We start from the raw sequence: 24,312 nt of genomic DNA on the forward strand, positions 1-24,312 counted from the left end.
ATTAATTTCAACGCACATTTTATAATTAATACAAAAAATACCCTAAATTGTTCGCCCGTTGTAAAAATTTAACACAGCGGTTTTGTAAACGATTAAAAATGAAATCGATAAATCTTAATATAACTTTTGAGCAATACGCTGGCGTTGAGGAATTAACTAAAAACGACCAGGAACTTTGCGCACTATCTGAGCAAGCATTAAAAACTTCCTATTCGCCATATTCTAAATTTAAAGTAGGTACTGCCATACGTTTAGCCGATGGTAAAATTGTTCAAGGTAGCAATCAAGAAAACTTGGCTTATCCATCAGGTTTGTGTGCAGAGCGTGTCGCACTTTTTTCAATTGGCTCAACTTATCCTGATGCTATAATCGAAAGCATGGCCATTACTGCCCAAACCGATGCTTTTGAAATCATAAAACCAGTAACTTCTTGCGGCGGTTGCTTGCAGGTAATGGCCGAATTTGAAAGAAAGCAAAAATCGCCAATTTCCGTGATTTTTTATTGCCTAAACGGTGAGGTTTTAAAAGTGCACAGCGTTAAAGATTTACTGCCTTTCGGTTTTGTGGAGGATAGATTGAGTTCGAAAGCTTAGTTTTTGGAAATGTATGGTTCTGCAGCTTTTCGGTAACTGTAGTCCCGCTAACGCTGCAAGTCCTCGCTCATGCTTCGCTGTAGGCTTTACGCTAATATCAGGTTTAATAATTATGTTTAATGCTTTTGGGTGGGTTTAACCAACCCCTCGCCCCTACTAAATTAGGAGGGAAGTAGTTTCTGCTATAGCAGGATTTTATTTCCTTTTATGGGGTGATTGCTGTAAACCCAAAGCCGTTCAAATTACCACAAGTAAAAAATATTATCACAGTCCAACTCCCCTCCTTATTTTCAAGGAGGGGCAAGGGGTGGTTTTTTAGCCACAAGCACTTCCTTTTGTAATTAAACCCGATTGAAGTGAAAATCCTTTTTGCTTGAAAACTTACGAAGTTTCATAGAATCATCGGGAAAGAACTTCGTAAGTTTAGCAAAAAGATTGTAACGGAAAGCGGGAACAAAATAACCGAAGCACTACTTTAATTGCTTTTCAACAAAAAGACCAAACCTGACTTTCGATTGTGAATAACCAATATTTAACCGTGTTATCCTTTTTATTATATTTACGGCTGCCAATTTCTGTAAATAAATGAGTGAAGAATTAGACCCTAAATTAAACGAAGAACATAAACATACCATAACGCCAATTAACGGTTTGTACGAAAATTGGTTTCTTGATTACGCATCTTATGTAATTCTGGATAGGGCCGTTCCACACATTAACGATGGTTTAAAGCCTGTACAGCGACGCATTATGCACTCGCTAAAGGAAATGGACGATGGACGTTTCAATAAAGCAGCCAACGTGATTGGAAATACCATGAAATACCACCCACATGGCGATGCATCTATTGGCGATGCAATGGTACAAATTGGACAGAAAGATTTACTGATTGATATGCAGGGAAACTGGGGCGACCCGGTAACCGGCGATAGCGCTGCCGCTCCTCGTTACATCGAAGCCCGACTATCGAAATTTGCGAACGAAGTTGTTTTTAATCCCGATACTACAGAATGGCAGTTAAGTTATGATGGACGTAATAACGAGCCGATAACTTTACCCGTAAAATTCCCTTTATTACTTGCTCAAGGTGCAGAAGGGATTGCTGTTGGTTTGGCTACCAAGGTTATGCCACACAATTTTATCGAATTAATTGATGCTTCAATTGAATCGTTAAAGGGTGTTCGCCCGAATATTTTTCCTGATTTTTTTACAGGCGGAATGGCCGATTTTTCGAATTATAACGAAGGCCAGCGTGGTGGTAAAATTCGTGTTCGTGCAAAAATTACAGAGAAGGACAAGAAAACCTTAGTTATTACCGAAGTTCCGTTTAGTACCACAACTGGTTCGGTTATCGATAGTATTTTATCTGCCAATGACAAGGGTAAGATTAAAATTAAAAAGATTGAAGATAATACCGCGGCAAATGTTGAAATTGTAGTGCATTTAGCGCCCGGAATTTCGCCCGATGTAACTATCGATGCACTCTATGCTTTTACCGCTTGCGAGGTATCTATTTCACCAAATACTTGTATCATCAACAATGATAAGCCACACTTTATGAGTGTGAACGATATCTTAATTGAAAATACAAAACATACAAAAAGCTTACTTAAGCAAGAACTGGAAATTCGTTTGCACGAGTTGCAAGAGAAGATTTTCTTCAGTTCCTTGTTAAAAATATTTATTCAGGAAGGCATGTATAAAAATCCTGAATATGAAAACTCTGCAAATTTTGACACAGTTGTGGAGGTTTTACATTTATTGTTCGACCCATTTAAGCCATCGCTTTATCGCGAAATTTTACCAGAGGATTTCAAGAAACTGATTGATAAGCCGATGAGTAGCATCACCAGGTTTGATGTTAAAAAGGCCGATGAACAGATGAAAAATCTGGAAGATGAAATTAAGGTGGTGAAAAACCATTTAAAACATCTTACGGATTATGCAATTGCCTGGTTTCAGAAACTTAAAGATAAATATGGCAAAGGCAGAGAACGTAAAACCGAAATCCGTTTATTTGATAGGGTAGAGGCAGCAAAAGTTGCACTTGCCAACATTAAATTATATATGAACCGTGAAGATGGCTTCATAGGTTCGGGTTTACGTAAGGATGAATTTGTTGCCGATTGCTCTGATATTGATGAAATTATTGTTTTCCGTGAGGATGGAAAATGCATCATTACAAAAGTGGCCGATAAAACTTTTGTGGGTAAGGGCATAATCCACGCTCAGGTGTTTAAGAAAAACGATGAGCGTACAGTTTACAATATGATTTATAAAGATGGTTCGAGTGGAACATCTTACATAAAACGTTTTTCGGTTGTGGGCGTAACCCGCGACAAGGAATACGATTTAACAAAGGGCACCAAAGGCTCGAAGGTTATATATTTTACGGCCAATCCAAATGGCGAAGCTGAAGTAATTAATGTTGCTTTAAAGCCGCATTCAAAGTTGCGTAAACTGCAGTTCGACCAGGATTTTGCCGAAGTTGCAATTAAAGGTCGTGGCTCTCAGGGAAACATCATTTCGAAATATCCGGTTAAGAAAATCATCCTTAAAAGCAAAGGTGTTTCTACCTTATCAGGATTAAAAATTTGGTATGATGATTTACTGAAACGATTAAATGTTGATGGCAGAGGTAAGTATTTGGGCGAATTTGATGGCGATGATAGAATTTTACAAGTTCATAAAGATGGTTCATATGAGCTGAGTTCTTTCGAATTAAGCAATCACTTTGATGATGATTTAATTTTAATTGAAAAGTTTGAACCCGATACTGTTTTCGCAGCCATACATTTCGATGGTAAAGCACAAAACTATTTCGTAAAACGTTTCGTTTTTGAGTTACAGTCTGTTGGTAAAAAAGTGCCATTCATTAGCGAAGAGCCAAAATCTAGGTTACTGTTTTTAACTTCAAATCCATTGGCAAAAATTGTGGTTGATGTTTTAAAAGGCAAAACCCAGATTCCGGAAACTTTAGATTTATTGCTGGCTGAATTAATCGATATTAAAGGTTTGAAAGCAAATGGAAATCGTTTATCGCCGCATGATGTTCAGAAAGTTGTTTTGGATGAACCTGTTATTGAAGTTGAGGAAAATGAGGATGAGGAACCTGAAAATAATGATGGAGAAACAGATTCGTCTGAAGTTGTTGAAGAAGTTGTAGTTGAAGAATCTGATGCAGTTGTAGATGAGGTTGTAGAAAAACCAGTGGTTGAGCAGTCAAAGCCGAAATTTGAAAGCAAACCTGTAGTGAAGGAAGAAAAGGAACCCGTTGCAGAAACGCCCAAGAGCGAAGAAAAGCCTATTGTAGAGGTAAAACCAATAGCAGCTGAAAAACCAGTTCTTAAACCCGAACCAGCTAAAAAGGAAGTGCCAACACCAGAAGAAAAACCAAAAGAAGAAGCTAAACCTACAAAAAAAGTGGATTTCGAAATTACCAATCCGGATGATATCGATATTGACGATAAAGGTCAGCTAGGTTTGTTTTAAAAAGATATATTATTTAATAGTGGAGCAATTTTACAAGCATTATTGCTCCACTTTAATTTACAATCAATTAAGCTTTTGTAGAAATAATATATTGAGGATAAATAAAAATTACAGTTTAATTCCGCAAAATTTCCTTATCTTCATTAAGCTTCAATCTTCAGCCTGCTCGAGGCATCATTTAGAATTTCTTTCATAAGTTTGGATTAACCTTACAGCGAGGTTATAGCGACCTTTTAGCGACCTTATAGCGACATATCGTCTATCCGAATCCGACTCTATACCGCAAATGCTTCGATACCAGTTAAGCCTTTTGTTAATCAGAACATGAAAGCCGTTTCTCTATTATACTTCAATCGAATAAAAAAATAAATCTTTCAATTTAAAGACTATATTTGCCCTACTCAAAAGGGGTGCTTTTTGCATATGCAGTTTCTGCTGCTGAGCAAAAGGCTGAGATTACACCCATTGATTTGAAACAACCAAATCATATTATACAATTTTCAAATGTTTGAGAATTGAATTTTGATTATTGGAGTTTTTTAAATCATGCACCTGATTCGGATAATGCCGACGTAGGGAAGAGGTTACTTACAATACTGTTTCGCCCCTGAAAGCAGTCTGCAATTATTTTATTTATTTAAAGATTTTTTGTCGGCACATCTACTGTCAAAAATCGAAAAAGCAATTTATTGTAAATGAATTTTCAGGATTGGTTTAAGCTTTTTGCAGAGCAGATAGCAAACACTTCAATAATTGAGTGGTTGGCAGTTGGCTTCGGCGTTTCAGAAGTATTACTAGCCAAGAAAAATAACATCTGGTTGTATCCAACAGGCATAATTTCAATTTTATTGTCCATGTTCCTCTTGTTAAACGTAAAACTTTATGCAGAAATGCTATTAAGCATATACTATCTGGTGATGAGTGTATATGGCTGGGTTATCTGGAAAAAGCGGAAGGAAGATGGCGAAAACCAAGTTTCCTGGAGTTCAAATAAAGATTTAACCATCGCTGTTTTAATATCTACAATTGGTTTTGTTGTATTCTATTTTGCTTTGCGAAATCATACAGATTCTGATGTGCCAATTTTAGATGCTTTTGTTTCTGCAACCGCCTGGGCTGGAATGTGGCTTCTGGCCAAAAGGAAAATAGAAAACTGGATTTTTCTGAACATTTCCAATATTGTTGCCATCCCATTGTTGTTTCATAAAAAACTTCCGTTGATGGCTTGTTTAACAACTTTTCTGTTCGTTGTCGCCATATTTGGCTTTCTCGATTGGAAAAAAATCATCAATAAAAACAGACTAAAATTCGCTGCATAAATGGAAACATTAACATCAACAGACTGGCAAAAAACGGTTGCAGCCTTTGCAGCTCAATCAGAAAAATTAGGCGAATTACATCCTGAAATTTTGGAGCTTGCCTACCAGGAAGATTGGTTTAAATTATTTGTTCCGGCAGTTTACGGTGGCCCAGGTAAAAAACTTCCTGAAATATTAAAGTTGGAAGAACAGCTTGCCTACGCCGATGGAAGTTTGGGTTGGACGGTTACATTATGTGCTGGGGCAGCTTGGTTTGCAGGCTTTTTAAACCCTGAATTGGCACAAGAAATTTTCGCTGATAGAAGTGTTTGTTTTGCCGGTAGCGGGGCCATTGGTGGTATAGCAATAAAAACAGCTAATGGTTATCAAATCAATGGCCATTGGAAATATGCAAGTGGAGCTTTACATGCAACAATCTTTACCGCAAATTGCTTTATTAAAAATATTGATGGTTCTGATATTTTAGATGAAGATGGAAATCCAAAAGTTTTATCATTTATTCTGAAAAAAGAAGAGGTTGAAATTCTTTCGGGTTGGTCTTACTTTGGTTTGGTTGCAACGGGCAGTCATGCTTTTGAAGTGAAGGATTTACAGGTGCCGCTCAACCGAACTTTTAAAATCAATAATAATATTAATGTAGCAGATGATGGATTTGATTATCCTTTTCTACAACTTGCAGAAACTACGCTTGTGGTTAATACTTTAGGAATGACTAGGCATTTTATTGATTTAGTTGAAGAAGCTTTTCTATCTCGTAGTGGCTTAAAAAGATATTCAGAAGCACAGATTTCGCACTTTAAATCAGAATTAAATAAATGTAAGGATGATGTGGAATTACTTCGCAACAGTTTTTATAAAACTTTTGATGAATCTTGGATCCAATTGGGAAGTAGCAAAACTATAGGAGATGAGTTATTAAAACAATTAAGTTTAGTAAGTAGAAAACTTGCGCACACTTGCTGGGAAGTTACTGGAAAATTATACCCATACGCAGGCTTGGAAGCCGCGAAAACAGAAACAGAAATTAACCGGGTTTGGAGAGATATTCATACCGCTAGTCAACACGCACTTCTTACTTTTATCGATTAGCGTGAATTAAATGAGGTTTTACATGTTGTGTAAACTCTGCAAGCAATTTGTCCAGTTTCGGTTGGATAACAAAGGCGCAATAGGGCTTACCTGCATTTTTAATAAAATAATCCTGATGATAATCTTCAGCCTCATAAAAATCTGACACTGGCGACAGTTCGGTTATTATTGGCTTTTTATAGATCTGCTCATTTGATAACTTTTCTATCATTTCTTCCGCAAGTAGTTTTTGTACATTATTATGATAAAAAATTACAGAACGGTATTGTGAGCCGATATCATTCCCTTGTCTGTTGAGTGAGGTTGGCTTATGCGATTTGAAAAAAACCAAAAGTAATTCGCTGTAAGAAATTATATCTTCATCAAACTCAACCTGAACAACTTCGGCATGTCCGGTATCACCATTAGAAATTTCCATATAAGTTGGGTGCTTCAAAGTACCCCCCATGTAACCCGAAACTACACGCTCTACACCGTTTAAAACTTGAAATACAGCTTCTGTACACCAAAAGCACCCTCCGCCAAATGTTGCTGTTTGCATAATCTATAAACGCAATGCAGTGAGAAATGGTTTTCTTTGTTAAATGAAAATGCCTTACAAGTTAGTTGTAAGGCATCTTATTTAAATTTTTCGCGACTTCATCTTTTTCAATTCCTCCTGAAGATGTCTTGTGTCATGGTTTTCAGATTTTGACTTCTCAATAGCTATTTGTTGATTTTTTACAGCTTCTTCATAATATTCTAATCTGTATAAAATATGAGCCAAAGTATCATAATAGCCGCTTATTGGATTAAGTTCTATTGAACGTCTACTCCAAATCATTGCTTTGGTTAAATGATTAATGTTTTTTGTTCCAGTTTCATAGAACTTATATGCCGCATTATTTAGTTCATTTGCATAATTACTTGATACCGGACCAACGGATATGAAGGATTGGGTTACCGCAGTGGCACCTCTTGCTTTCATAATGCTATCCATTTTCTCTTTGGAAACGATTTTTTGACTTGAAACACCAGGTATTCCCCGTTGTTCCATTGCCTTACGATCTGCAGCTTCTGTTTTTCTAATGCTGTCAGCACTTAATCGCATGTAATAGTTGTCATAATGATATGTAGCCGTTTGGAGATACCTTGTTGTATCTTTTACAGCAAGGTAATAACGCATCATTTGCGTATCATAACCTTTCTGAGCTTTTAAATAATCATTATTCCAGGTGCTTCTAATAAAGTTGGCTGCAGATTGAGCCTTTACAATATTTTTAGCTTTAATAGCATCATTCATGGTATTATTAATCATGAAATTATTAAAGTTAACGCGTCTTTGTATCGGTTCTTTCTTATAAATACTGTCAATTATTTTTCTATTGGTAAAAGCATATTTGTAAGCATTACTATCGGTGTGCGGACCAGCTTCAAGGATATATAAAACAGTTTGGTAATCATTGAAATCTCCAATTTTTAAATTCTGCACATAAGCTTCTATTAATTCTGCATTGTTGTTTATACCGATTTTTTTTCTGGCATCTATTAATTTCTTTAACAACTGAACGTCATTTTTATTTGCAAGGTATTCTTGCTCAATTTCCGAAACAGGTTTTTCTTTCCACGCGTTTAAAGCATTGTCTATCATTAAAGTATATCTACTTTTCATTGGAGAATTTCCAAAGTCTTTAAAAAATACCTCCTTATTTTTGCGAAGAAAAATATATGCAGGGAAAGTATTAATTGCAGACTTAGATAAAATATTTCTGATAGAAGTATCTGTCATAATAGTTTTATACACTATAAAATTTTCATTAATTCTTTTAACAATTTCATCATCATCAAATGCAGAGCTAAAGTCTATTTTAGTTCCATTGGGCACTTGTGGCGCTGTCACATTAGGTACTGAAACAATTAGAATAACAGGTTTATCCTTTTTTATGGATTGCTCGAAAGCCTTTGTTAAAGAAGATTGTGTACTTAATTTTTGAGCAAAGCAATTTACTGTAAATAGAATTACAATAATTAAGGTAGATAAGAAGTTTTTCATGAGAGGTTTAAGATTTTGATTAACAGATAAAAAGCCTGCGTTTTAAGCGCAGGCTTTAATATTACTGGTATTGAATATAAATCGGTTTTGGGTTAAGTTTTAAAAGCTCTTCTGGAGTCATTAACCTGTTTGGAGCTTTTTTCAAATCATTCTTATAAAATATTTTAAAGCCCGTAAACTGAACGGGTTCTGAGAAAATAAAGTGTCTGTAAGTTCCTTTTTTCAATTCTGGTTCGCCCCATCCATCCATGTGCATAACAACCTGTACTTCCGGACGAAGTTTTATGTTTTGCGAGTTGGTTACCATTTTCTTCGTAAAACGATGTAGTACAAAAACCTTTGGAGGAAGGTTATGCTTTTTAACAATATCAGCTAAATAGCCAGTAACATAATTTATATCTGCAGCATCATATGTGCCGATTTTCTTTCCTGGTAACGAACCATCTTTCATAGAAAATTCAGGGTCGATACCTAGGTGTACGTAAGGCAATTCCAAGTATTTCTCAATATGAGGCAATTCAGCTTTGATTGTGCTTAACGCTACCTGTAAATCTAAAAACACAATTGTATTAGGTTGCATTTTAGAGATTTTTAAAACAGAATCAATCTGCTTGTTTCCCATGCGATTGATATACTTTCCATCTTTGCCCGGTGTTCCGCTTGCTACTGCAGCAATGTAATGTAAACCAGGTTGCACAGGAGTTGTAGGATCTGCTTTTTCCCAATGTTTAACCTCCGCATTTAAGCGTTGCCACATTTCTTTTGGCGCGTACTCGCCAAGGGCACCCATTTTTTTTGAATGCAAATTGCCATAGTAAACCACAATTCTTTTGAAAGGCAAAATTGCGCCGGCCAATGGGTAAGGTTGATTTTTTACTGGCCATTTGCCACTTGTATCTGTAATTGATAATTTTTTAACTAATGAATCGTAAAGTTTCGGATCAACCGGTTTCATTACGTTTTCAACTGAATCGGCTTTTTTCTTGGTTGTATCAGAAGATAATATTTTACCAATGCCACCGCCTTTGCCATCAGAATTGCAATTGGCAAATAAGCTTATTGCAGCAAAACCCAGTACGATTGTACCGGTTAATTTTGGAAATTTCATAGATATATTTTAGGTTAAATTTTAGACAGTTTTTCCGAATCTGTTTGGGATGAAATTATAACGAAATGTTGAGCGTTCAAAATAAAATAATTAACATTTACACATTGCAGAATTTACCGAAAACGCCAAGTGGTAATTTTACGCCTTCTGTAGCTTGCAAGTATAATTCGCCAGTTTCAAGATTCTTTACTGATGGGAACGATGTTCTGATCAGGTTCTCTACAATTACTGAAGAAAATCCAAGAGAATATGTATTTAGGATTAAGAAATGCTCTTTTTCATCAAGAAGTTGTACCACATCCTGCATCATTTCCTGTATATGATCTTCTAGTTTCCACTTCTCTCCATTTGGTCCATGACCATAAGCAGGTGGATCTAAAATGATTCCATTATATTTTTTACCTCTTTTAAGCTCTTTCTTCACAAATTTTAGCGCATCTTCAACCATCCAGCGGGTGTTTTTTAAGCCTGAAAGTTCTTGATTTTCATTAGCCCAGGTTACCACTTGCTTAATAGAATCTACGTGAGTGGTTTCTGCACCAGCCGAATTTGCAATTAAAGATGCCGCACCTGTGTAAGCAAAAAGATTTAACACTTTAGGTTGAGGCGTTTTAAATTTTTTGATTGATGATGAAATGTAATCCCAATTTACAGCTTGCTCAGGGAAAACTCCAACATGTTTAAATGAGGTTAAGCCTAAACGAAGTTTAATGGCAACCTCATTATTTTTGTATTCAACATGCCATCTATCTGGTATGTTTTGATTTTTCTTAACCCATTCTCCGGAAGTTGCCGAACGACCTCGGAAAGTTATATTCGCCCTTTTTTTCCATTCCTGTTCAGATAAAGTTTTTTTCCAAACCGCCTGTGGTTCCGGACGAATTAAAATTGCGGTACCAAAACGCTCTAATTTTTCAAAATCCCCGCAATCAATCAGTTCATAATCTTTCCAGTGGGTTGGGGCAAGTAATTGTATCATGTGTTTAAAATAACTTTAATTTTGGGTAATTTATGATGTGTTGATCATCGGTTATTAATGTCAAATCGTTAGCTAATGCTTGCGAAATAATCATTCTATCAAAAGGATCTTTGTGGATTAACGGAAGAGTGAGGTACTTGTCAAAATGTGATTGCTGTAAATCTAATACGGTAATATTAAAGCTTGCAATTACATCATACATTTCTTGAATATTTCTTGTGACGAATAATTTTCCGATATTAACCTTGATCACAATTTCCCAAATACTAGCAATACTTATAAAAATTTTATTGTCTTTATTTTCCAATGCTTTAAGATGCAGATTATTAACATTTTCTTCTCTATTAATTAGAGATATGAAAATGTGTGTATCAATCAAATACTGCATTACAAGTAATCTTTAAGATCTTCTAACGGTTCATTAAAATCTTTAGGGATAATAAATAGACCTTTTGCAGCACCATACAAACCTTTAGGTTCTTCAACTAAATTATTCTCTTGAGAAACTTTTGTAGAATGTTTGGCATGTTTGGCTTTCAAAAAATCAATAAAATCTTCAACCTCATTTACCATATTTTTAGGTAGGCTTTCTAATTTATCGATGATATTTTTTGTTGCCGCTGTCATAATCAAATATAAGAATTTTCTTAAAACTTATCTTTTGCAGCTTTCATAAAGCGGCTAGCGAAAACGAAGTCGTTAAGTTCTTTAATATCGGTATGGGCGATTTCTTTATTGCTGCCTTCCCAGAATTTTTTTCCTTCATGCAAGAATAAAATATAATCTCCAATACCCATTACTGAGTTCATGTCGTGAGTTACTACAATTGTAGTGGTTTTAAATTCTTCAGTTAATTCCTGAATTAATTCATCAATTACAATTGAAGTTTTTGGATCTAAACCAGAGTTGGGTTCATCACAAAATAAATATTTTGGATTCATTGAAATTGCCCTGGCAATACCAACACGTTTTTTCATACCTCCAGATAATTCAGACGGGAATAATTTATTTTTACCGGCTAAATTAACACGCTCTAAACAAAAATTAACCCTGTCAATTTTTTCATTTCGAGTTTGGTCGGTAAACATATTTAACGGGAACATAATATTATCTTCTACCGTCATACTATCAAAAAGAGCCGAACCTTGAAAAAGCATACCAATTTCTTTACGAACATCAATACGTTGTTCATAAGTCATTGGTGTAAAATCACGCCCATCGTATAAAACAGAGCCCGAATCTGGCTGATGCAAACCAACCATACATTTTAGTAGGGTTGTTTTACCCGAACCCGAACCTCCGATAATCAGATTGGTTACACCTTCTTCAAACTTTCCGGAAATGCCTTTTAAAACGTCATTCCCAGAGAATGATTTGTATATATCTTTAATTTCAATCATTACAATAATAATTGGGTTACTAAATAATCGCAAACAAGAATAGAAATACAGCTAATTACAACGGCTCTCGTACTGGCCTGCGAAACTTCTAAAGCACCACCACGAACGTAAAAACCTTCGTAAGCCGGAACCGATGTAATGATGAAGCCAAAAACAAACGCCTTAACCAAAGCCACAACTATTGTGTAAGGATTAAAATCAGTAGTAATACCTTGAATATACTCAGCAGGAGTTACCGCACCTGAAATAGAACCACCAATATAACCACCAGAAATGCTTAAAAACATTGAAATGATAACCAACATAGGTACCATAGTTATGCCCGAAATAATTTTCGGCAGAATTAAATAGCCGGGCGCATTAATACCCATTATTTCCAGGGCATCGATTTGCTCAGTAACCCTCATCGAGCCAATTTCTGAAGAAATTGCAGAGCCGATTTTGCCTGCCAAAACAATTGCACTAATAGTTGGGCTAAGCTCTAAAATACTCGAATCTCGGTTTACAGAACCAATAATTGTTTTGGGGATAAAGTCACTCACCAACTGGAAAGCAATCTGCAAAGTCATTACCGCACCAATAAAAGTAGAGATGATTGCAATTAAGCCAAGTGAGCCAACGCCCACATAATCCATCTGTTTTGCTATTTCCTTAAAGTATATCTTCAGTTTCTCCGGCTTTCTGAATACAGATTTGAGTAGCAGTATGTACCTGCCGAAATTGGTAAAATTCATCCCGTATGTATTGCTTAATTTAAATGTACATTATATAATACTACAAAGAAACGATAAAAAAGTTGTAGCCCTTTGTTAATTACAAAAATATTCGTGGTTTTGAATATAAATATGGTTTTTTGCTTACAAAAATTAAACCACAATACATGAAAGCTTTAATAACTGGTGCAACAAAAGGAATTGGTAGAGCCATTGCGATTAAATTATGGCAAAATGGATATGATTTAGCACTTATTGCCAGAAACAAAATCGAACTGGAAAGTTTTAGAGATGAACTAGTTGTAGAGGGCAGAACAATTTTAATTTACCCTGTAGATTGTGCTGATAAAGAGCAGGTCTATTCTTTTTTAAACAAAGTTGATGATGAATTTGGTTTTGTTGATGTTTTGGTTAATAATGTTGGAACATTTTTACCAGGCAGCTTGCTCGATGAAGAAGATGAAGCGTTCGAAAAGCAACAGCAGCTAAATGTAAATTCCAGCTATTACATCAGTAAGTTTTTTGCAAAAAATATGCGTTCTGCAAAGCGTGGACACATATTTAACATTTGTTCGGTGGCTAGTAAAGCGCCAGTAAAAAATGCTGGAAGTTATAGTGTAACAAAAGCAGCGATATTAAGTCTTAATAATGTATTGCGGCAAGAGTTAGCACCATACAACGTAAAGGTTACTGCTTTTTTGCCGGGTTCAACAAAAACCTCATCCTGGGATGGTACAACAATTCCGAATGAAAAATTTGTACAGCCCGAAGATATTGCAGAAACGCTGTTTACCATTTTAAACTTAAGTAAAGGGGTAAACGTTGATGAAGTTCTAATTACTCCGCTCGATTTTTAAACACAAAATGAACAACGTTATGGAAAAGAAGCTTTTTAGAAACGAACACGATAAAATGATTGCTGGTGTAGCTTCGGGCCTTGCAGAATATATGCAAGTTGAAGTAACCATAGTCAGGCTGTTATTTGCCTTATCTGCAATCTTTTTTGCAGGCGGCGGACTTATCGCTTACGTAGTAATGTGGATAATTGTTCCGGTTAATAATGACCCGGCTGCAAAATTTTCGAAGTTTAACGATTATTTTAAAAATAATCCAAACACACCGCCATTTGGCAATGGTGGGCAATATACTGGTCCGGTAGGTTCTGGCAATACAAATTGGAACCAGCCCTTAAGCGATACTCAGAAAGTACCGTTTGAGAGTCACGCAGATTTTAGTAAATACAATAAACCAAATGATACAGGACGAACAATTGGTGGCTTGGTTTTACTTGTAATCGGCTGTTTCTTTTTGATGAGAGAACTTGATTTTATCCCGGATTGGTTCCGTTTCAGGAATTTTTGGCCGGTTATTTTTATTGTATTAGGCATTAGCATCATCGCGAAAGCCAAAAGAAAAAATGAATGGGCAGCATTTCAAAATCAACAATCGGCGGCTACTGAGCCAAAAACTGAACCCATTACAGATGCGATTATAGTGGAAGAAACGGAAAAACCAAAAGACGATAACAATTCAAATCCTGTTAACCCTCAAGTATAAATATTATGAAATTAGATAGATTAATTTGGGGTATTTTACTGCTTTTTATAGGTGGTGTACTCTTGCTGGAAAACTTTAATGTAATCACTTTTTACTGGCGTAACGTATGGCATTTCTGGCCTGTGTTTTTAATCATAGCTGGTTTAAACATACTTTTTAATAAAAATAATACCCAAACCGGAAGCATCATTTCGATAGGTGTATTGGTTGTTACACTTGCCTTTCTATTTGTAAAAGGGCAGCAACAGCCTGATAGAAGTTCTTGGTGGGGGCATAAATTTAAAAACGATGTTGATGTTAACATTGATGATGATAACGACGACAATGATGATGAAGACACCGCAAGTAATCGTTTAAATTTTTCTGAAACTTTCAATGCCACTGATAGTGCTAAGAAAACTGTTTTAAATATTTCTGGTGGAGGAATTTCTTTCAATCTGGATGGCGAAACATCACAATTGATTAATGCTGAGGTGAAAAAGAAAAGACGTAGCAATTTCTCTTTGGTAAAACAATTAACAGATTCTGCAGTGATTTTAAACTTCAAAATGGAAGGTAAAACCAGCAAATGGAATTTTGGCGATGGCGGTAATGATGTTGATTTCAAATTAAATAAAGCCCCAAACTGGGATATAAATATGAAATTAGGTGCTGGAGAAGCAGATTTCGATTTCGAAAAATATAAAGTAAGGTCTTTCCGCTTTGATGGTGGTGCAGCCTCATTAGATATCAAAATCGGTGACTTATTGCCAATTACAGATGTTGTAGTAAAATCTGGCGTGGCTGATGTGAAAATTAAAATCCCTACAAATTCTGGCTGCCGTATAAAAACAAAAACGGGCCTGTCGGCAAAAGATTTTTCTGGTTTTGAGAAATTAAGTGATGGCGTTTACGAAACTGCGAATTACAAAACATCAACCAAAAAAATATTTATCAATTTAGATGGTGGTTTAAGTAATTTTGAAGTATCAAGGTACTAGGTTTTAAGTTGTAAGTTTAACGTTTTAGTTATATAAGCTATTTACAAAACCTTATAAAATTAGTTTTATAGCCTACATATACTTAAAACTTACTACGTAAAACGAATAACTCAATGGAATATACAGTTGTAATAAATGGCAAGCCACAAGGGCCCTTCAGTTTGGCAGAACTTACCAACTTGAATATTACACCAAATACATTTATCCGTAAACCCGGGATGGATGATTATAAAGAAGCTCATGCAATGCCTGAATTGCGTGAGCTTCTTGGTTTTAATTACCAAAAGACAGCACCACAATACTTCGCAAGTTTCGATTTACGCCTATTGGCATCTGTAATCGATCATTTCCTGATATTTATAATCTACTGCGTTTGTATCTTAATCAGCTTTGCTTTTATTGAAGGGAAAGACCAGCGAATTATGACCTTTGTAACGCCTCTGCCATTAATTTTTATCTCTAAATTGATTTACGGAATTTTTGCGGAATCTTCCAAAAAACAGGCAACAATTGGAAAACGTTTGGTAAATATCAAAGTAACTGATTTTGAAGGAAGCAGGATTTCTTTCGGTCGTTCATTTGCCCGTAATTGTTCGAAGATATTATCAGTAATTCCGGTCTTTTTTGGGTATCTATATAGTTTCCTTAATAAGAAAAACCAGTGCTGGCATGACATTGCAGCGAATACTTTGGTTATAAAAGATAGACTGATTTAACTAATTACTGAGTTTTGAGAGATTTATTTTGAAATTATGCGATTGCAAATAAAATTCAATAATTGAAAATTCAGTCATTCTATCTTTAAAGTTTAGTCATTCTCTCATTCAAAATGCACTCATTCAAAATTCTATCTATATCTTTGCATCAGCATGGAAAATATATTGGCAAAGCATCAATTGGCTGGCGGTTACTGTAATAGTTTAACTTCTTATTCGAGGTTTTTAACTCGTGAAGTAAAAATTGGCGACATTGCTTTGGGCGGTCACAATCCGATTCGTATCCAATCTATGACAACAACCGATACCATGGATACGCTTGGGAGCGTTGAACAAACCATTAGAATGGTAGAATCAGGTTGCGATTATGTCCGTATTACTGCCCCAAGCATTAAAGAAGCCGAAAATCTAGCCAATATTAAGAAAGAATTGCGCTTCCGCGGATACGATGTTCCTCTAATCGCAGATATTCATTTTACACCAAATGCTGCGGAAATGGCAGCTCGCATAGTAGAAAAAGTACGCGTAAATCCAGGTAATTATGCTGATAAGAAAAAGTTCGAGAATTTAGAATATACGCAAGACGCATATACAGCTGAACTAGAAAGAATCAATAAAAAGTTCATTCCGCTAATTAAAATCTGTAAGGAATACGGTACGGCTATGCGTATCGGTACCAATCATGGTTCACTATCAGATAGAATTATGAGCCACTATGGCGATACACCTCGTGGTATGGTAGAATCGGCAATGGAATTTATCCGCATGTGCGAAGCCGAAAACTATTACAACTTGGTTATCTCGATGAAAGCTAGTAATACGCAAGTAATGGTTCAGGCTTACCGTTTGCTGGTAGAAACTATGGTGAAAGAGGGCATGAACTATCCTTTGCATTTAGGTGTAACCGAAGCCGGGGATGGTGAAGATGGTCGTATCAAATCGGCAGTTGGAATTGGTGCTTTGTTAGAGGATGGTTTGGGCGATACCATTCGTGTTTCTTTAACCGAAGACCCCGAATTTGAAGCGCCCGTTGCGAAAGCTTTGGCAGATAGATATGTGAATAGAGTTGAAAGTCAAAAGTTGAAAGTTGAAAACAGCACTGTCGTATGTCATACTGAGCTTGTCAAAAGACAATCAGCAACTTACAGTCCATACCAATATTCCCGCAGAATTACGGAGAGCATTCAACATATTGGTGGGCATTTTCATCCATTGGTGATGATTGATGTTTCAAAACAAAACCTTAAAGACCCATACTTTTTAAGTGCTATAGGTTATAATTATAGTGCTGGTTTGGATAAATACAATATGGCAGACCAAGCCTGTGATTTAGCTTTCCTGGGCGATAATCTGCCTTCATTTTCATTTCCAGGGAATTTAAAACAGATTTACAATTACCAAACCTGGTTAAAACTAAAAGATAAAAATAACTGCCACCCACTTTTTTCTATTGATGATTTTAATAGCGCAACAGTTAAAGATGAAGGTTTAAATTTTGTAGAAATTGATGCTACAGAATTTAATCATATTTCACTTCATCAGCTACATGATGTTGTGCTGGTTCTTAAAACATCTGCTAATCACGGTATGGCCGAGCAAAGGTCGTTTTTTATCGCCTTGCAAAAAAAGAACATCCAAATTCCGGTTATAATTAAAAGAAGTTACGAGCATTTAGATGCAGATAGTTTACAGCTTTACGCATCAACTGATTTAGGTGCTTTGCTAACCGATGGCTTCGGCGATGGCGTTTGGATTGATGCTAATTGTCATGATTTAGCCTTAATTAATTCTACAAGTTTTGGAATTTTACAAGCAACACGAACCCGTATAAGTAAAACTGAATATATTTCTTGTCCGAGCTGCGGTAGGACACTCTTCGATTTACAAGAAACTACCCAGCTTATCCGTTCTCGTACCGACCATTTAAAAGGTTTGAAAATCGGTATTATGGGTTGTATTGTTAACGGACCTGGTGAAATGGCCGATGCGGATTATGGTTATGTAGGTACAGGTCCCGATAAAATTACTTTATATCGTGGGCAAGAAGTAGTTAAAAAAAATGTAAATACAGCTTTTGCTTTAGATGAGTTAATTGAGATTATCAAAGGTGATGGAAATTGGGTGGAGAAAGGTTAGTGATTTAAAGCTGGTCAGCATTTCCGGATTGTAGGGCCTAAGCATTATATCTCCGTTCTGCTCAAATCCGGCCTAACAAATTTTTAGGGATGCATTTACCCGCCAATTTACTGACTTTAAAACAAAAATTTTCAGCCGGCAATTTTTGTTTCTTTTTGTTGTTAAAAAGAAAGAAGCCTGTACGGCCAGGACAATAAGTTATTTGATAAAACATGATTTATTTTTCTAGCCAATAAAAAACTAAATTACGTCCATGAATATTCCAACCTTTCAAACCATATTTGGCGAATTCAGAAACTGGCTAATAGAAAAAGACCTTTCTGGAACCGAATTGGTTTATTCATACTTTTTTATCGGCTTGATTGGCGTAACGCTTTTCCTTTTCATTACCATATTTGTAACCAGGCAAGCATTTATCTTCGTAGTAAAAAGTGCTAAAACTAAACGCGATTGGCAAAACGCCCTTTTCGAATTTAGAGTTTTCAGGGCTTTTGCATTAATTTTCGGCGCATATATTATTTACAACGCCGTTCCATTTGTCTTTATCGATTTTAAAAATTGGCTTTTTTATGCATTGATTCTTTCCAGAATTTATGTTGTAATGGCCATCATGTTTGCTATAAATGCTTTTTTGAATGCTTTGGTTTCGATAATGGAATCTTCTCGAAAGTATGCTGATAAACCCATCCGAAGCTATAAACAAGTTGCCAAAATCATTATCTATATTTTAGGCTTTGTATTGATTTTGTCCATTCTTATAAACCAATCGCCAGTTTATGTTTTTACTGGTTTTGGTGCTGTAACTGCTGTTTTAATTCTTGTATTTCGCGATCCGATTTTAGGTTTTGTAGCGTCGGTACAAATGAGTGCAATTGATTTAGTACGTGCTGGCGACTGGATTACTGTAGAAAAATATGGTGCTGATGGTGAAGTAACAGAAATTAATTTAACTACTATTAAAGTAAGAAATTGGGATAAAACTGTAACTATTGTACCGAGTTATGCAATTGTTAGCGAATCGTTCAAAAACTGGAGGGCAATGGAAGAGAGCGAGGGCAGAAGAATTAAAAGGCACATCAACATCAAAATCTCTAGCATAAAGTTTTGCGATGAAGATTTGATAAATCGCTTAAAAAGTATCGATTTTTTAAAAGATTATCTTCGTGAAACCCAGCAACAAATAGAAGTATTTAATGCAGAAAATACCGTAGACCCAAACAATTTGGTTAATGGAAGGCACATGACAAATATTGGTACTTTTCGGGTTTATGCAGAAAAGTATCTGGAAAGCAATCCATACATCAATACCGATTTAACCTTTATGGTACGCCAATTACAAGCAACAGAAAACGGTTTGCCAATCGAAATTTATGTATTTTCAAAAGAGAAAGGTTTGAAAAAATTTGAAGAAGTTGCGGCAGATATTTTCGACCATTTGCTAGCTGCTGTTCCTTATTTTGATTTAGAAATTTTTCAAAGCCCAAGCGGAAGCGATATGCGTGGTTTTGTAGGTAGAGGAAACGATTAGCATTTAATTTCGAAAAAGGTTTTACCATCTAAGGTCATTTAAGCTAGTTTCTTCTATTTCTTAGATGGTAAAAATTAGATTCTGATTACTCTCCTAAAAAAATCAATACCTTTTCGCAAACCTTAAATAAAAGCGGCGGTAAAGTTTCGCCCTCAAATGGATGAGTTGCACCATAAACGTGGTTTGCCCCTTCAATTTTTATCAATCTGCTACCCAAATTAATGTCTGCTAATTTTTGTGCATTTTCAAATGGCACATTCACATCATCATCACCCTGAACAATTAACCATGGAATATTAACCTGTTTTGCCGCATTGAGAATGTTTAAACGCTCCGCATTTTCTTCAAAGTCGTTTAGCAAAGCAACATTTAACGGCATCTGTTCTTTAGTTCTGGCATTAGTAACGTGGATTTTTCCCGTCTTTTTCCAGTCAGCTTCTTGTTCTTTTTTCCAAAGACTATCAAAACTAGAAATTGAACTCCAGGTAATAATCTTATTAATGCGCAAATCATTGGCAGCTTCTATAATTGCCAAACCACCACCTCGACTATGGCCAATAACGTTAATTTCAGTTTCTTTTCCGTATGATTTTTCGATGAAATCCAAAACTGCATTCACATCAAAAAGCTCTTTAGAAAAAGTATTTTCAGCGAAGACATCTAAATCGCTAACATCTTTAGGATTATCAGCAGGTACACCACTGTGTGATAGATTAAATTTGATATAGCGATAGCCATTTGTGGCAAAGTAACGGGCAACAAGATTATGTGCACCCCAATCTTTAAAGCCTTTAAAACCATGAACAAAAAGTATTATGGGCGTATTTGGATTATTTTCATCAAAAGTTATGTCGCCAATAATTAATTTTTCATCTGAACCTATAAGGCTAAATTCGGTTTGTTTAATCATAATTTAAGAAGTTGATATATTTAATTAACCTATTAATACTGATTTTGTTGTGCTTCAAAATCTTAATATGAAAGGTTGTATTTATTTAAAAAGCCGAATAATCGATGTTAAGTAATTTACAAGCAACCATTTAGGCTGTATTGCGTATAGTAGATTAGTGGATATGAATTACACAGTTTCTTGCACATTGTAGATAAATGTTTTATGTCAGGTTAATGCGTTTATTTAAAACCGTTCTAAATTGACCTAAATTACAGATTAATGACGGTGACATTGGCTAACCGTATTACTTTTGTATCCCGATAATAGTTAATAACGGAATCACTTGGAATATTTAAAAGTAATAGCTTTTACGCATCACCACATCGACCTGAAATCTTTAGGGAAATTAGTTATTTGTGACCAGAGTCTGGATAACAGGTTGAAAAATATTCAAACGGAACTTCCCGTTAGCGAAATTTTTTACATCGGTACTTGTAATCGTGTAGAATTTGTTTTTCTAACAAAAGAAAAAACCAACAAAGAATTCGTTACTAAATTTCTCACCGTTTTAGATATGGGTTTGCCTCCTGAGTTTATGGAGCGTTTTCTCGATAATGTAACGGTTTACGAAAATGAAGAGGCTTTTAATCACTTATTAAGAACGTCTTGTTCTTTAGAAAGTTTAGTTGTTGGCGAAAAAGAAATTCTTGCTCAAATACGTAAAGCTTACGAAAACTGCCGCGACGCAGGTTTTACCGGAGATTATTTGCGTATGATAATGGATAGAGTTGTGAAAACAGCTAAAGAAGTTTACACGCACACCAATATTTCAAAAAATCCAGTTTCAGTAGTTTCATTGGCTTATCGTAAGTTAAAAGAATTAAATATGTGTGGCAACTCACGCGTTTTAATTATTGGTGCTGGCGAAACCAATCAAAATATTGCGAAATACCTTAATAAACATAAATACTCAAATTTTTCAGTTTTCAATCGTACGCTTTCTAAAGCCGAAACCTTGGCAGAAGAACTAAATGGTAAAGCTTATCATTTAGAGGCATTAGAAAATTTTACCGAGGGTTTTGATGTTATTATTACTTGTACTGGTTCTACTGAGGCTATTATTGACGAAAAACTTTATGCCAAATTGCTGAATGGCGATACGGGCAAAAAAGTAATAGTTGATTTGGCTGTTCCTAATGATGTTGCGCCAGCGGTTATCCACAACAATCCGATTCATTACATCGAGGTCGAATCTTTGAAAGAAGTTGCACGCAAAAATATTCAAGAGCGTTATAATGAATTGGTTCATGCCGAAGATATTATCAACGCCAACATTGCCGAGTTTTTTACGGTTTTAAAACAACGCCGTATCGAATTGGCGATGCAAGATGTACCTCGTAAAATTAAGGAAATCAAAAATACTGCCTTAAACGGTGTGTTTGCCGATGAAATTAGTCAGATGGATGAAGCATCTCGTGAAGTTCTGGAGCGTGTAATGAACTACATGGAGAAAAAATGTATCTCCGTTCCAATGATTATGGCCAAAGAAATTTTGGTTAAAGAATCATAACTTAACTATTTTTCTACTGCCGTTAGTGCGAGGCACGAAGCAATCTTTAAGGATTGGTTAATTATCATTCCTCAGCTATTTTTCTTAATCTTTAAAATAATTAGAAAAGCAATTTCCTGTGCTCTTCGGTTATTGCAGTCCCGCTTTTCGTTTCAATCTTTTTTAAACTTCTGTCACCCTCGTTTTATTGTCATTTCGAGGAGGAACAATGTGGCAATCTTTTTCGTTAATCATCAAAAAAGTATTTCCACTTCAATCAGGCGCTCGTCATTGCGAGGCACGAAGCAATCTCTTGAATTCTCGAATACTTGCACTAGCTAAATTATTTTTAGCCTGAACGAAAGGGAAACAGCAAGGCAAAGGCCTCAAATAATTTACAAAAACGGTTTGACGAATTTTTATGACATCATTTACAAGCCTTGATTTTTGTTTCTTTTTATCAAGAAAAAGAAAAAAGCCCTTGCGGCAAGCGAATACATCTTCATATTCTGTAACCTCACTGTCTCATTTTTAAACAAATCATGGTATAAAACAAATTAACCTTAAATTTGCAATTCATTAAAAGTTTATAGTGAAGAAATTAACCATTGGAACACGCGGCAGCGAACTTGCTTTATGGCAAGCTAATCATATTCAAAATGAATTGGCTGCAATTGGAATCGAAGCAGAAATTAAAATTATTAAAACGCAGGGCGATAAAATCCTGAATTTACGTTTAGATAAATTAGAAGGAAAAGGCTTTTTTACCAAAGAACTGGAAGAAGAACTTTTAGCAGGTACAATTGATTTAGCAGTTCACTGCTTAAAAGATTTGCCGACTACGCACCCTGAAGGTTTAACCATTGCTGCAATTCCTCCACGCGAAGAGGCAACAGAATATTTATTGATTTTAAAAGATTGTGTAGACATTTCGCAAAAGCTTTCTTTGAAAAAAGGAGCAATGGTTGGTACTTCATCAAACAGAAGAAAGGCACAGCTTTTGGGTTTACGTTCTGATTTAGAAATTGAAGATTTACGTGGAAATGTTCCAACTCGTATTCAAAAACTGCGTGATGAAGACTACGATGCAATTATGTTGGCAAAAGCCGGTATAAAACGTTTAGGTTTAGATGTTAGCGAATTTCATGTTGAAGAATTAGAACCAACTGAATTTGTTCCAGCTCCGGCACAAGGTGCTTTGGCTATTCAAATTAGAGAAAATGACAGCGAACTTTTTGATGCTTTACAAAAACTGCACGACCCGGCGACAGCAGAAGAAGTTGGCGTAGAACGTAAAGTTTTAAATCTTTTTGAAGGTGGCTGCCACATGCCTTTAGGTTGCTATTGTAAAAAAGAAGATAACGAATTTGAAGTGTGGACTTCAAAAGCTGAAACTTCCGAAGATTTTCCTGAGCGTTTGTTTTTACGTTCGGAAACAACTGATGGTTTAGCAGAAAAAATTGTTGCCAAATTCGATAAAGAACGTAAAAAACCTGCAAAGGTTTTTATCTCTCGAGAAATCGGTGAACACAGTTATTTCCGTAAGGCTTTAGAAAGTAATAATATAGAAGTTGAGGGGCGTTCGTTAATTCGTACTTTCCCAATTGTTACGGTTTTAGACCAATTTATTCTAAAAAATATCGATTGGATTTTCTTTAGTAGCCGTAATAGTGTGGAGTATTTCTTTAACTTAAAACCTTTGTTGCCGAAGAAAACACAATTTGGTGTTGTGGGCAGAGGTTCAGAAGATGCTTTACGCAAGTTTGGTCATTATGCTGATTTCGTTGGTGCAAGTGGCGATATTACCGAGGTTGCAGAAGATTTTGCAAAATTGGTGTCGGGTAAAAATATCTTGTTTCCAAGAGCGCAAGATTCGTTGCAATCGATTCAAAAATCGTTGCCAGAAGACGCTAAAATCATCGATTTGCCAATTTACGAAACGGTAATCGAAGAAAATATAGACCAAAGTTATGCTGATGTATTGATTTTCACCAGTCCATCAAATGTTGATGCTTACTTTGCTGATAATTTGTTAGAGCCTGGTCAGCAGGTTATTGCGATTGGAAATTCAACAGGTAAGAAATTTGATGAAATGGGCGTGAAATATGCTTTGCCTTATTCGCCTGATGAAATCGGATTATCGGAAGCGGTTTTTGGAATAGAGATAAGATAAGAAAGTCAGGAAGTCCGAAGACGGAGGTCAGACGTTTTGACGCAGAAAGTAGACTA

At 35.7% G+C, this 24,312-nt stretch carries 21 protein-coding genes, 1 pseudogene and 1 riboswitch; of the genes and pseudogenes, 13 read left to right on the forward strand and 9 right to left on the reverse strand.

Features of this window, described 5'->3' with window-relative positions; all coding sequences use genetic code 11:
• Positions 1–98 precede the first annotated feature (98 nt).
• From R2Q16_RS06425 to R2Q16_RS06440, 4 genes are all read left to right on the forward strand, one after another.
• Positions 99–593, forward strand: coding sequence for a cytidine deaminase (locus tag R2Q16_RS06425; RefSeq protein ID WP_316735900.1), 495 nt, complete (start codon positions 99–101; stop codon positions 591–593).
• Between the two features lie 585 nt (positions 594–1,178).
• Entirely contained in the window at positions 1,179–4,085 is a 2,907-nt protein-coding gene (locus R2Q16_RS06430) for a DNA gyrase/topoisomerase IV subunit A (protein ID WP_316735901.1), read from the forward strand.
• 457 nt (positions 4,086–4,542) lie between these two features.
• Positions 4,543–4,681: riboswitch (TPP riboswitch) on the forward strand.
• A gap of 99 nt (positions 4,682–4,780) precedes the next feature.
• Positions 4,781–5,404, forward strand: a complete 624-nt coding sequence (gene pnuC / locus R2Q16_RS06435; RefSeq protein WP_316735902.1) for a nicotinamide riboside transporter PnuC — start codon at positions 4,781–4,783, stop codon at positions 5,402–5,404.
• Positions 5,405–6,493 (forward strand): acyl-CoA dehydrogenase, encoded by a 1,089-nt coding sequence (locus R2Q16_RS06440; protein ID WP_316735903.1) that lies wholly within the window; start codon positions 5,405–5,407, stop codon positions 6,491–6,493.
• Here R2Q16_RS06440 and msrA read toward each other — a convergent pair.
• The 8 genes from msrA to R2Q16_RS06480 all read right to left on the reverse strand — a co-directional run bounded on the left by msrA (position 6,483) and on the right by R2Q16_RS06480 (position 12,746).
• Positions 6,483–7,034, reverse strand: a complete 552-nt coding sequence (msrA, locus tag R2Q16_RS06445) for a peptide-methionine (S)-S-oxide reductase MsrA (protein WP_316735904.1) — start codon at positions 7,032–7,034, stop codon at positions 6,483–6,485. The two genes, R2Q16_RS06440 and msrA, sit on opposite strands and share 11 nt — an antisense overlap.
• A gap of 81 nt (positions 7,035–7,115) precedes the next feature.
• The gene (locus tag R2Q16_RS06450; RefSeq protein WP_316735905.1) at positions 7,116–8,525 is read right to left on the reverse strand and encodes a hypothetical protein; all 1,410 of its coding nucleotides are present in this window, start codon (positions 8,523–8,525) and stop codon (positions 7,116–7,118) included.
• A gap of 61 nt (positions 8,526–8,586) precedes the next feature.
• Positions 8,587–9,633: a hypothetical protein gene (locus R2Q16_RS06455; RefSeq protein WP_316735907.1), complete on the reverse strand. Its 1,047-nt coding sequence runs from the start codon at positions 9,631–9,633 to the stop codon at positions 8,587–8,589.
• A gap of 97 nt (positions 9,634–9,730) precedes the next feature.
• Positions 9,731–10,612, reverse strand: coding sequence for a class I SAM-dependent methyltransferase (locus tag R2Q16_RS06460; RefSeq protein WP_316735909.1), 882 nt, complete (start codon positions 10,610–10,612; stop codon positions 9,731–9,733).
• 4 nt (positions 10,613–10,616) lie between these two features.
• Positions 10,617–11,000 (reverse strand): type II toxin-antitoxin system VapC family toxin, encoded by a 384-nt coding sequence (locus tag R2Q16_RS06465; RefSeq protein WP_316735911.1) that lies wholly within the window; start codon positions 10,998–11,000, stop codon positions 10,617–10,619.
• Positions 11,000–11,239 carry a DUF2281 domain-containing protein gene (locus tag R2Q16_RS06470; protein WP_316735912.1) on the reverse strand — a complete coding sequence of 80 codons (240 nt, stop codon included), beginning with the start codon at positions 11,237–11,239 and terminating at the stop codon, positions 11,000–11,002. Before R2Q16_RS06470 ends, R2Q16_RS06465 begins: the two co-directional genes overlap by 1 nt.
• Before the next feature lie 20 nt (positions 11,240–11,259).
• Positions 11,260–12,012: an ABC transporter ATP-binding protein gene (locus R2Q16_RS06475; protein WP_316735913.1), complete on the reverse strand. Its 753-nt coding sequence runs from the start codon at positions 12,010–12,012 to the stop codon at positions 11,260–11,262.
• Entirely contained in the window at positions 12,012–12,746 is a 735-nt protein-coding gene (locus R2Q16_RS06480; protein ID WP_316735915.1) for an ABC transporter permease, read from the reverse strand. Before R2Q16_RS06480 ends, R2Q16_RS06475 begins: the two co-directional genes overlap by 1 nt.
• A 146-nt stretch (positions 12,747–12,892) precedes the next feature.
• Between R2Q16_RS06480 and R2Q16_RS06485 the strand changes: the two genes are divergently transcribed.
• The 7 genes and pseudogenes from R2Q16_RS06485 (at position 12,893) to R2Q16_RS06510 (ending at position 19,642) form a co-directional block, all read left to right on the forward strand.
• Positions 12,893–13,582, forward strand: a complete 690-nt coding sequence (locus R2Q16_RS06485; protein ID WP_316735917.1) for an SDR family oxidoreductase — start codon at positions 12,893–12,895, stop codon at positions 13,580–13,582.
• Positions 13,583–13,601: 19 nt separating this feature from the next.
• Positions 13,602–14,282 (forward strand): PspC domain-containing protein, encoded by a 681-nt coding sequence (locus tag R2Q16_RS06490; protein ID WP_316735919.1) that lies wholly within the window; start codon positions 13,602–13,604, stop codon positions 14,280–14,282.
• A gap of 5 nt (positions 14,283–14,287) precedes the next feature.
• Positions 14,288–14,488 (forward strand): annotated as a pseudogene (locus R2Q16_RS20350) (LiaF transmembrane domain-containing protein); the annotation flags it as partial.
• Entirely contained in the window at positions 14,485–14,535 is a 51-nt protein-coding gene (locus R2Q16_RS20355) for a hypothetical protein (RefSeq protein ID WP_410478157.1), read from the forward strand. The pseudogene R2Q16_RS20350 and the gene R2Q16_RS20355, both read left to right, overlap by 4 nt.
• Positions 14,536–15,375: 840 nt before the next feature.
• Positions 15,376–15,978 carry an RDD family protein gene (locus R2Q16_RS06500; protein WP_316735923.1) on the forward strand — a complete coding sequence of 201 codons (603 nt, stop codon included), beginning with the start codon at positions 15,376–15,378 and terminating at the stop codon, positions 15,976–15,978.
• Positions 15,979–16,131: 153 nt separating this feature from the next.
• A complete protein-coding gene (gene ispG, locus R2Q16_RS06505; RefSeq protein WP_316735924.1) occupies positions 16,132–18,114 on the forward strand; it encodes a (E)-4-hydroxy-3-methylbut-2-enyl-diphosphate synthase in 1,983 nt (660 codons plus the stop codon).
• A 253-nt stretch (positions 18,115–18,367) separates the two neighbouring features.
• Positions 18,368–19,642 (forward strand): mechanosensitive ion channel family protein, encoded by a 1,275-nt coding sequence (locus tag R2Q16_RS06510; protein WP_316735926.1) that lies wholly within the window; start codon positions 18,368–18,370, stop codon positions 19,640–19,642.
• An 85-nt stretch (positions 19,643–19,727) separates the two neighbouring features.
• On the opposite strand, the gene R2Q16_RS06515 is transcribed toward R2Q16_RS06510, so the two are convergent.
• Entirely contained in the window at positions 19,728–20,552 is an 825-nt protein-coding gene (locus R2Q16_RS06515; protein WP_316735928.1) for an alpha/beta hydrolase, read from the reverse strand.
• A 325-nt stretch (positions 20,553–20,877) separates the two neighbouring features.
• Here R2Q16_RS06515 and hemA point away from each other — a divergent pair, with 325 nt between their 5' ends.
• Together hemA and hemC are read left to right on the forward strand one after the other, a co-directional pair.
• Positions 20,878–22,104: a glutamyl-tRNA reductase gene (hemA, locus tag R2Q16_RS06520; RefSeq protein WP_316735930.1), complete on the forward strand. Its 1,227-nt coding sequence runs from the start codon at positions 20,878–20,880 to the stop codon at positions 22,102–22,104.
• 571 nt (positions 22,105–22,675) lie between these two features.
• The gene (gene hemC, locus R2Q16_RS06525; protein ID WP_316735931.1) at positions 22,676–24,256 is read left to right on the forward strand and encodes a hydroxymethylbilane synthase; all 1,581 of its coding nucleotides are present in this window, start codon (positions 22,676–22,678) and stop codon (positions 24,254–24,256) included.
• Positions 24,257–24,312: the final 56 nt, after the last annotated feature.

It is taken from the genome of Pedobacter aquatilis, assembly GCF_032678425.1.
GTDB classification, from domain to species: domain Bacteria; phylum Bacteroidota; class Bacteroidia; order Sphingobacteriales; family Sphingobacteriaceae; genus Pedobacter; species Pedobacter aquatilis_B.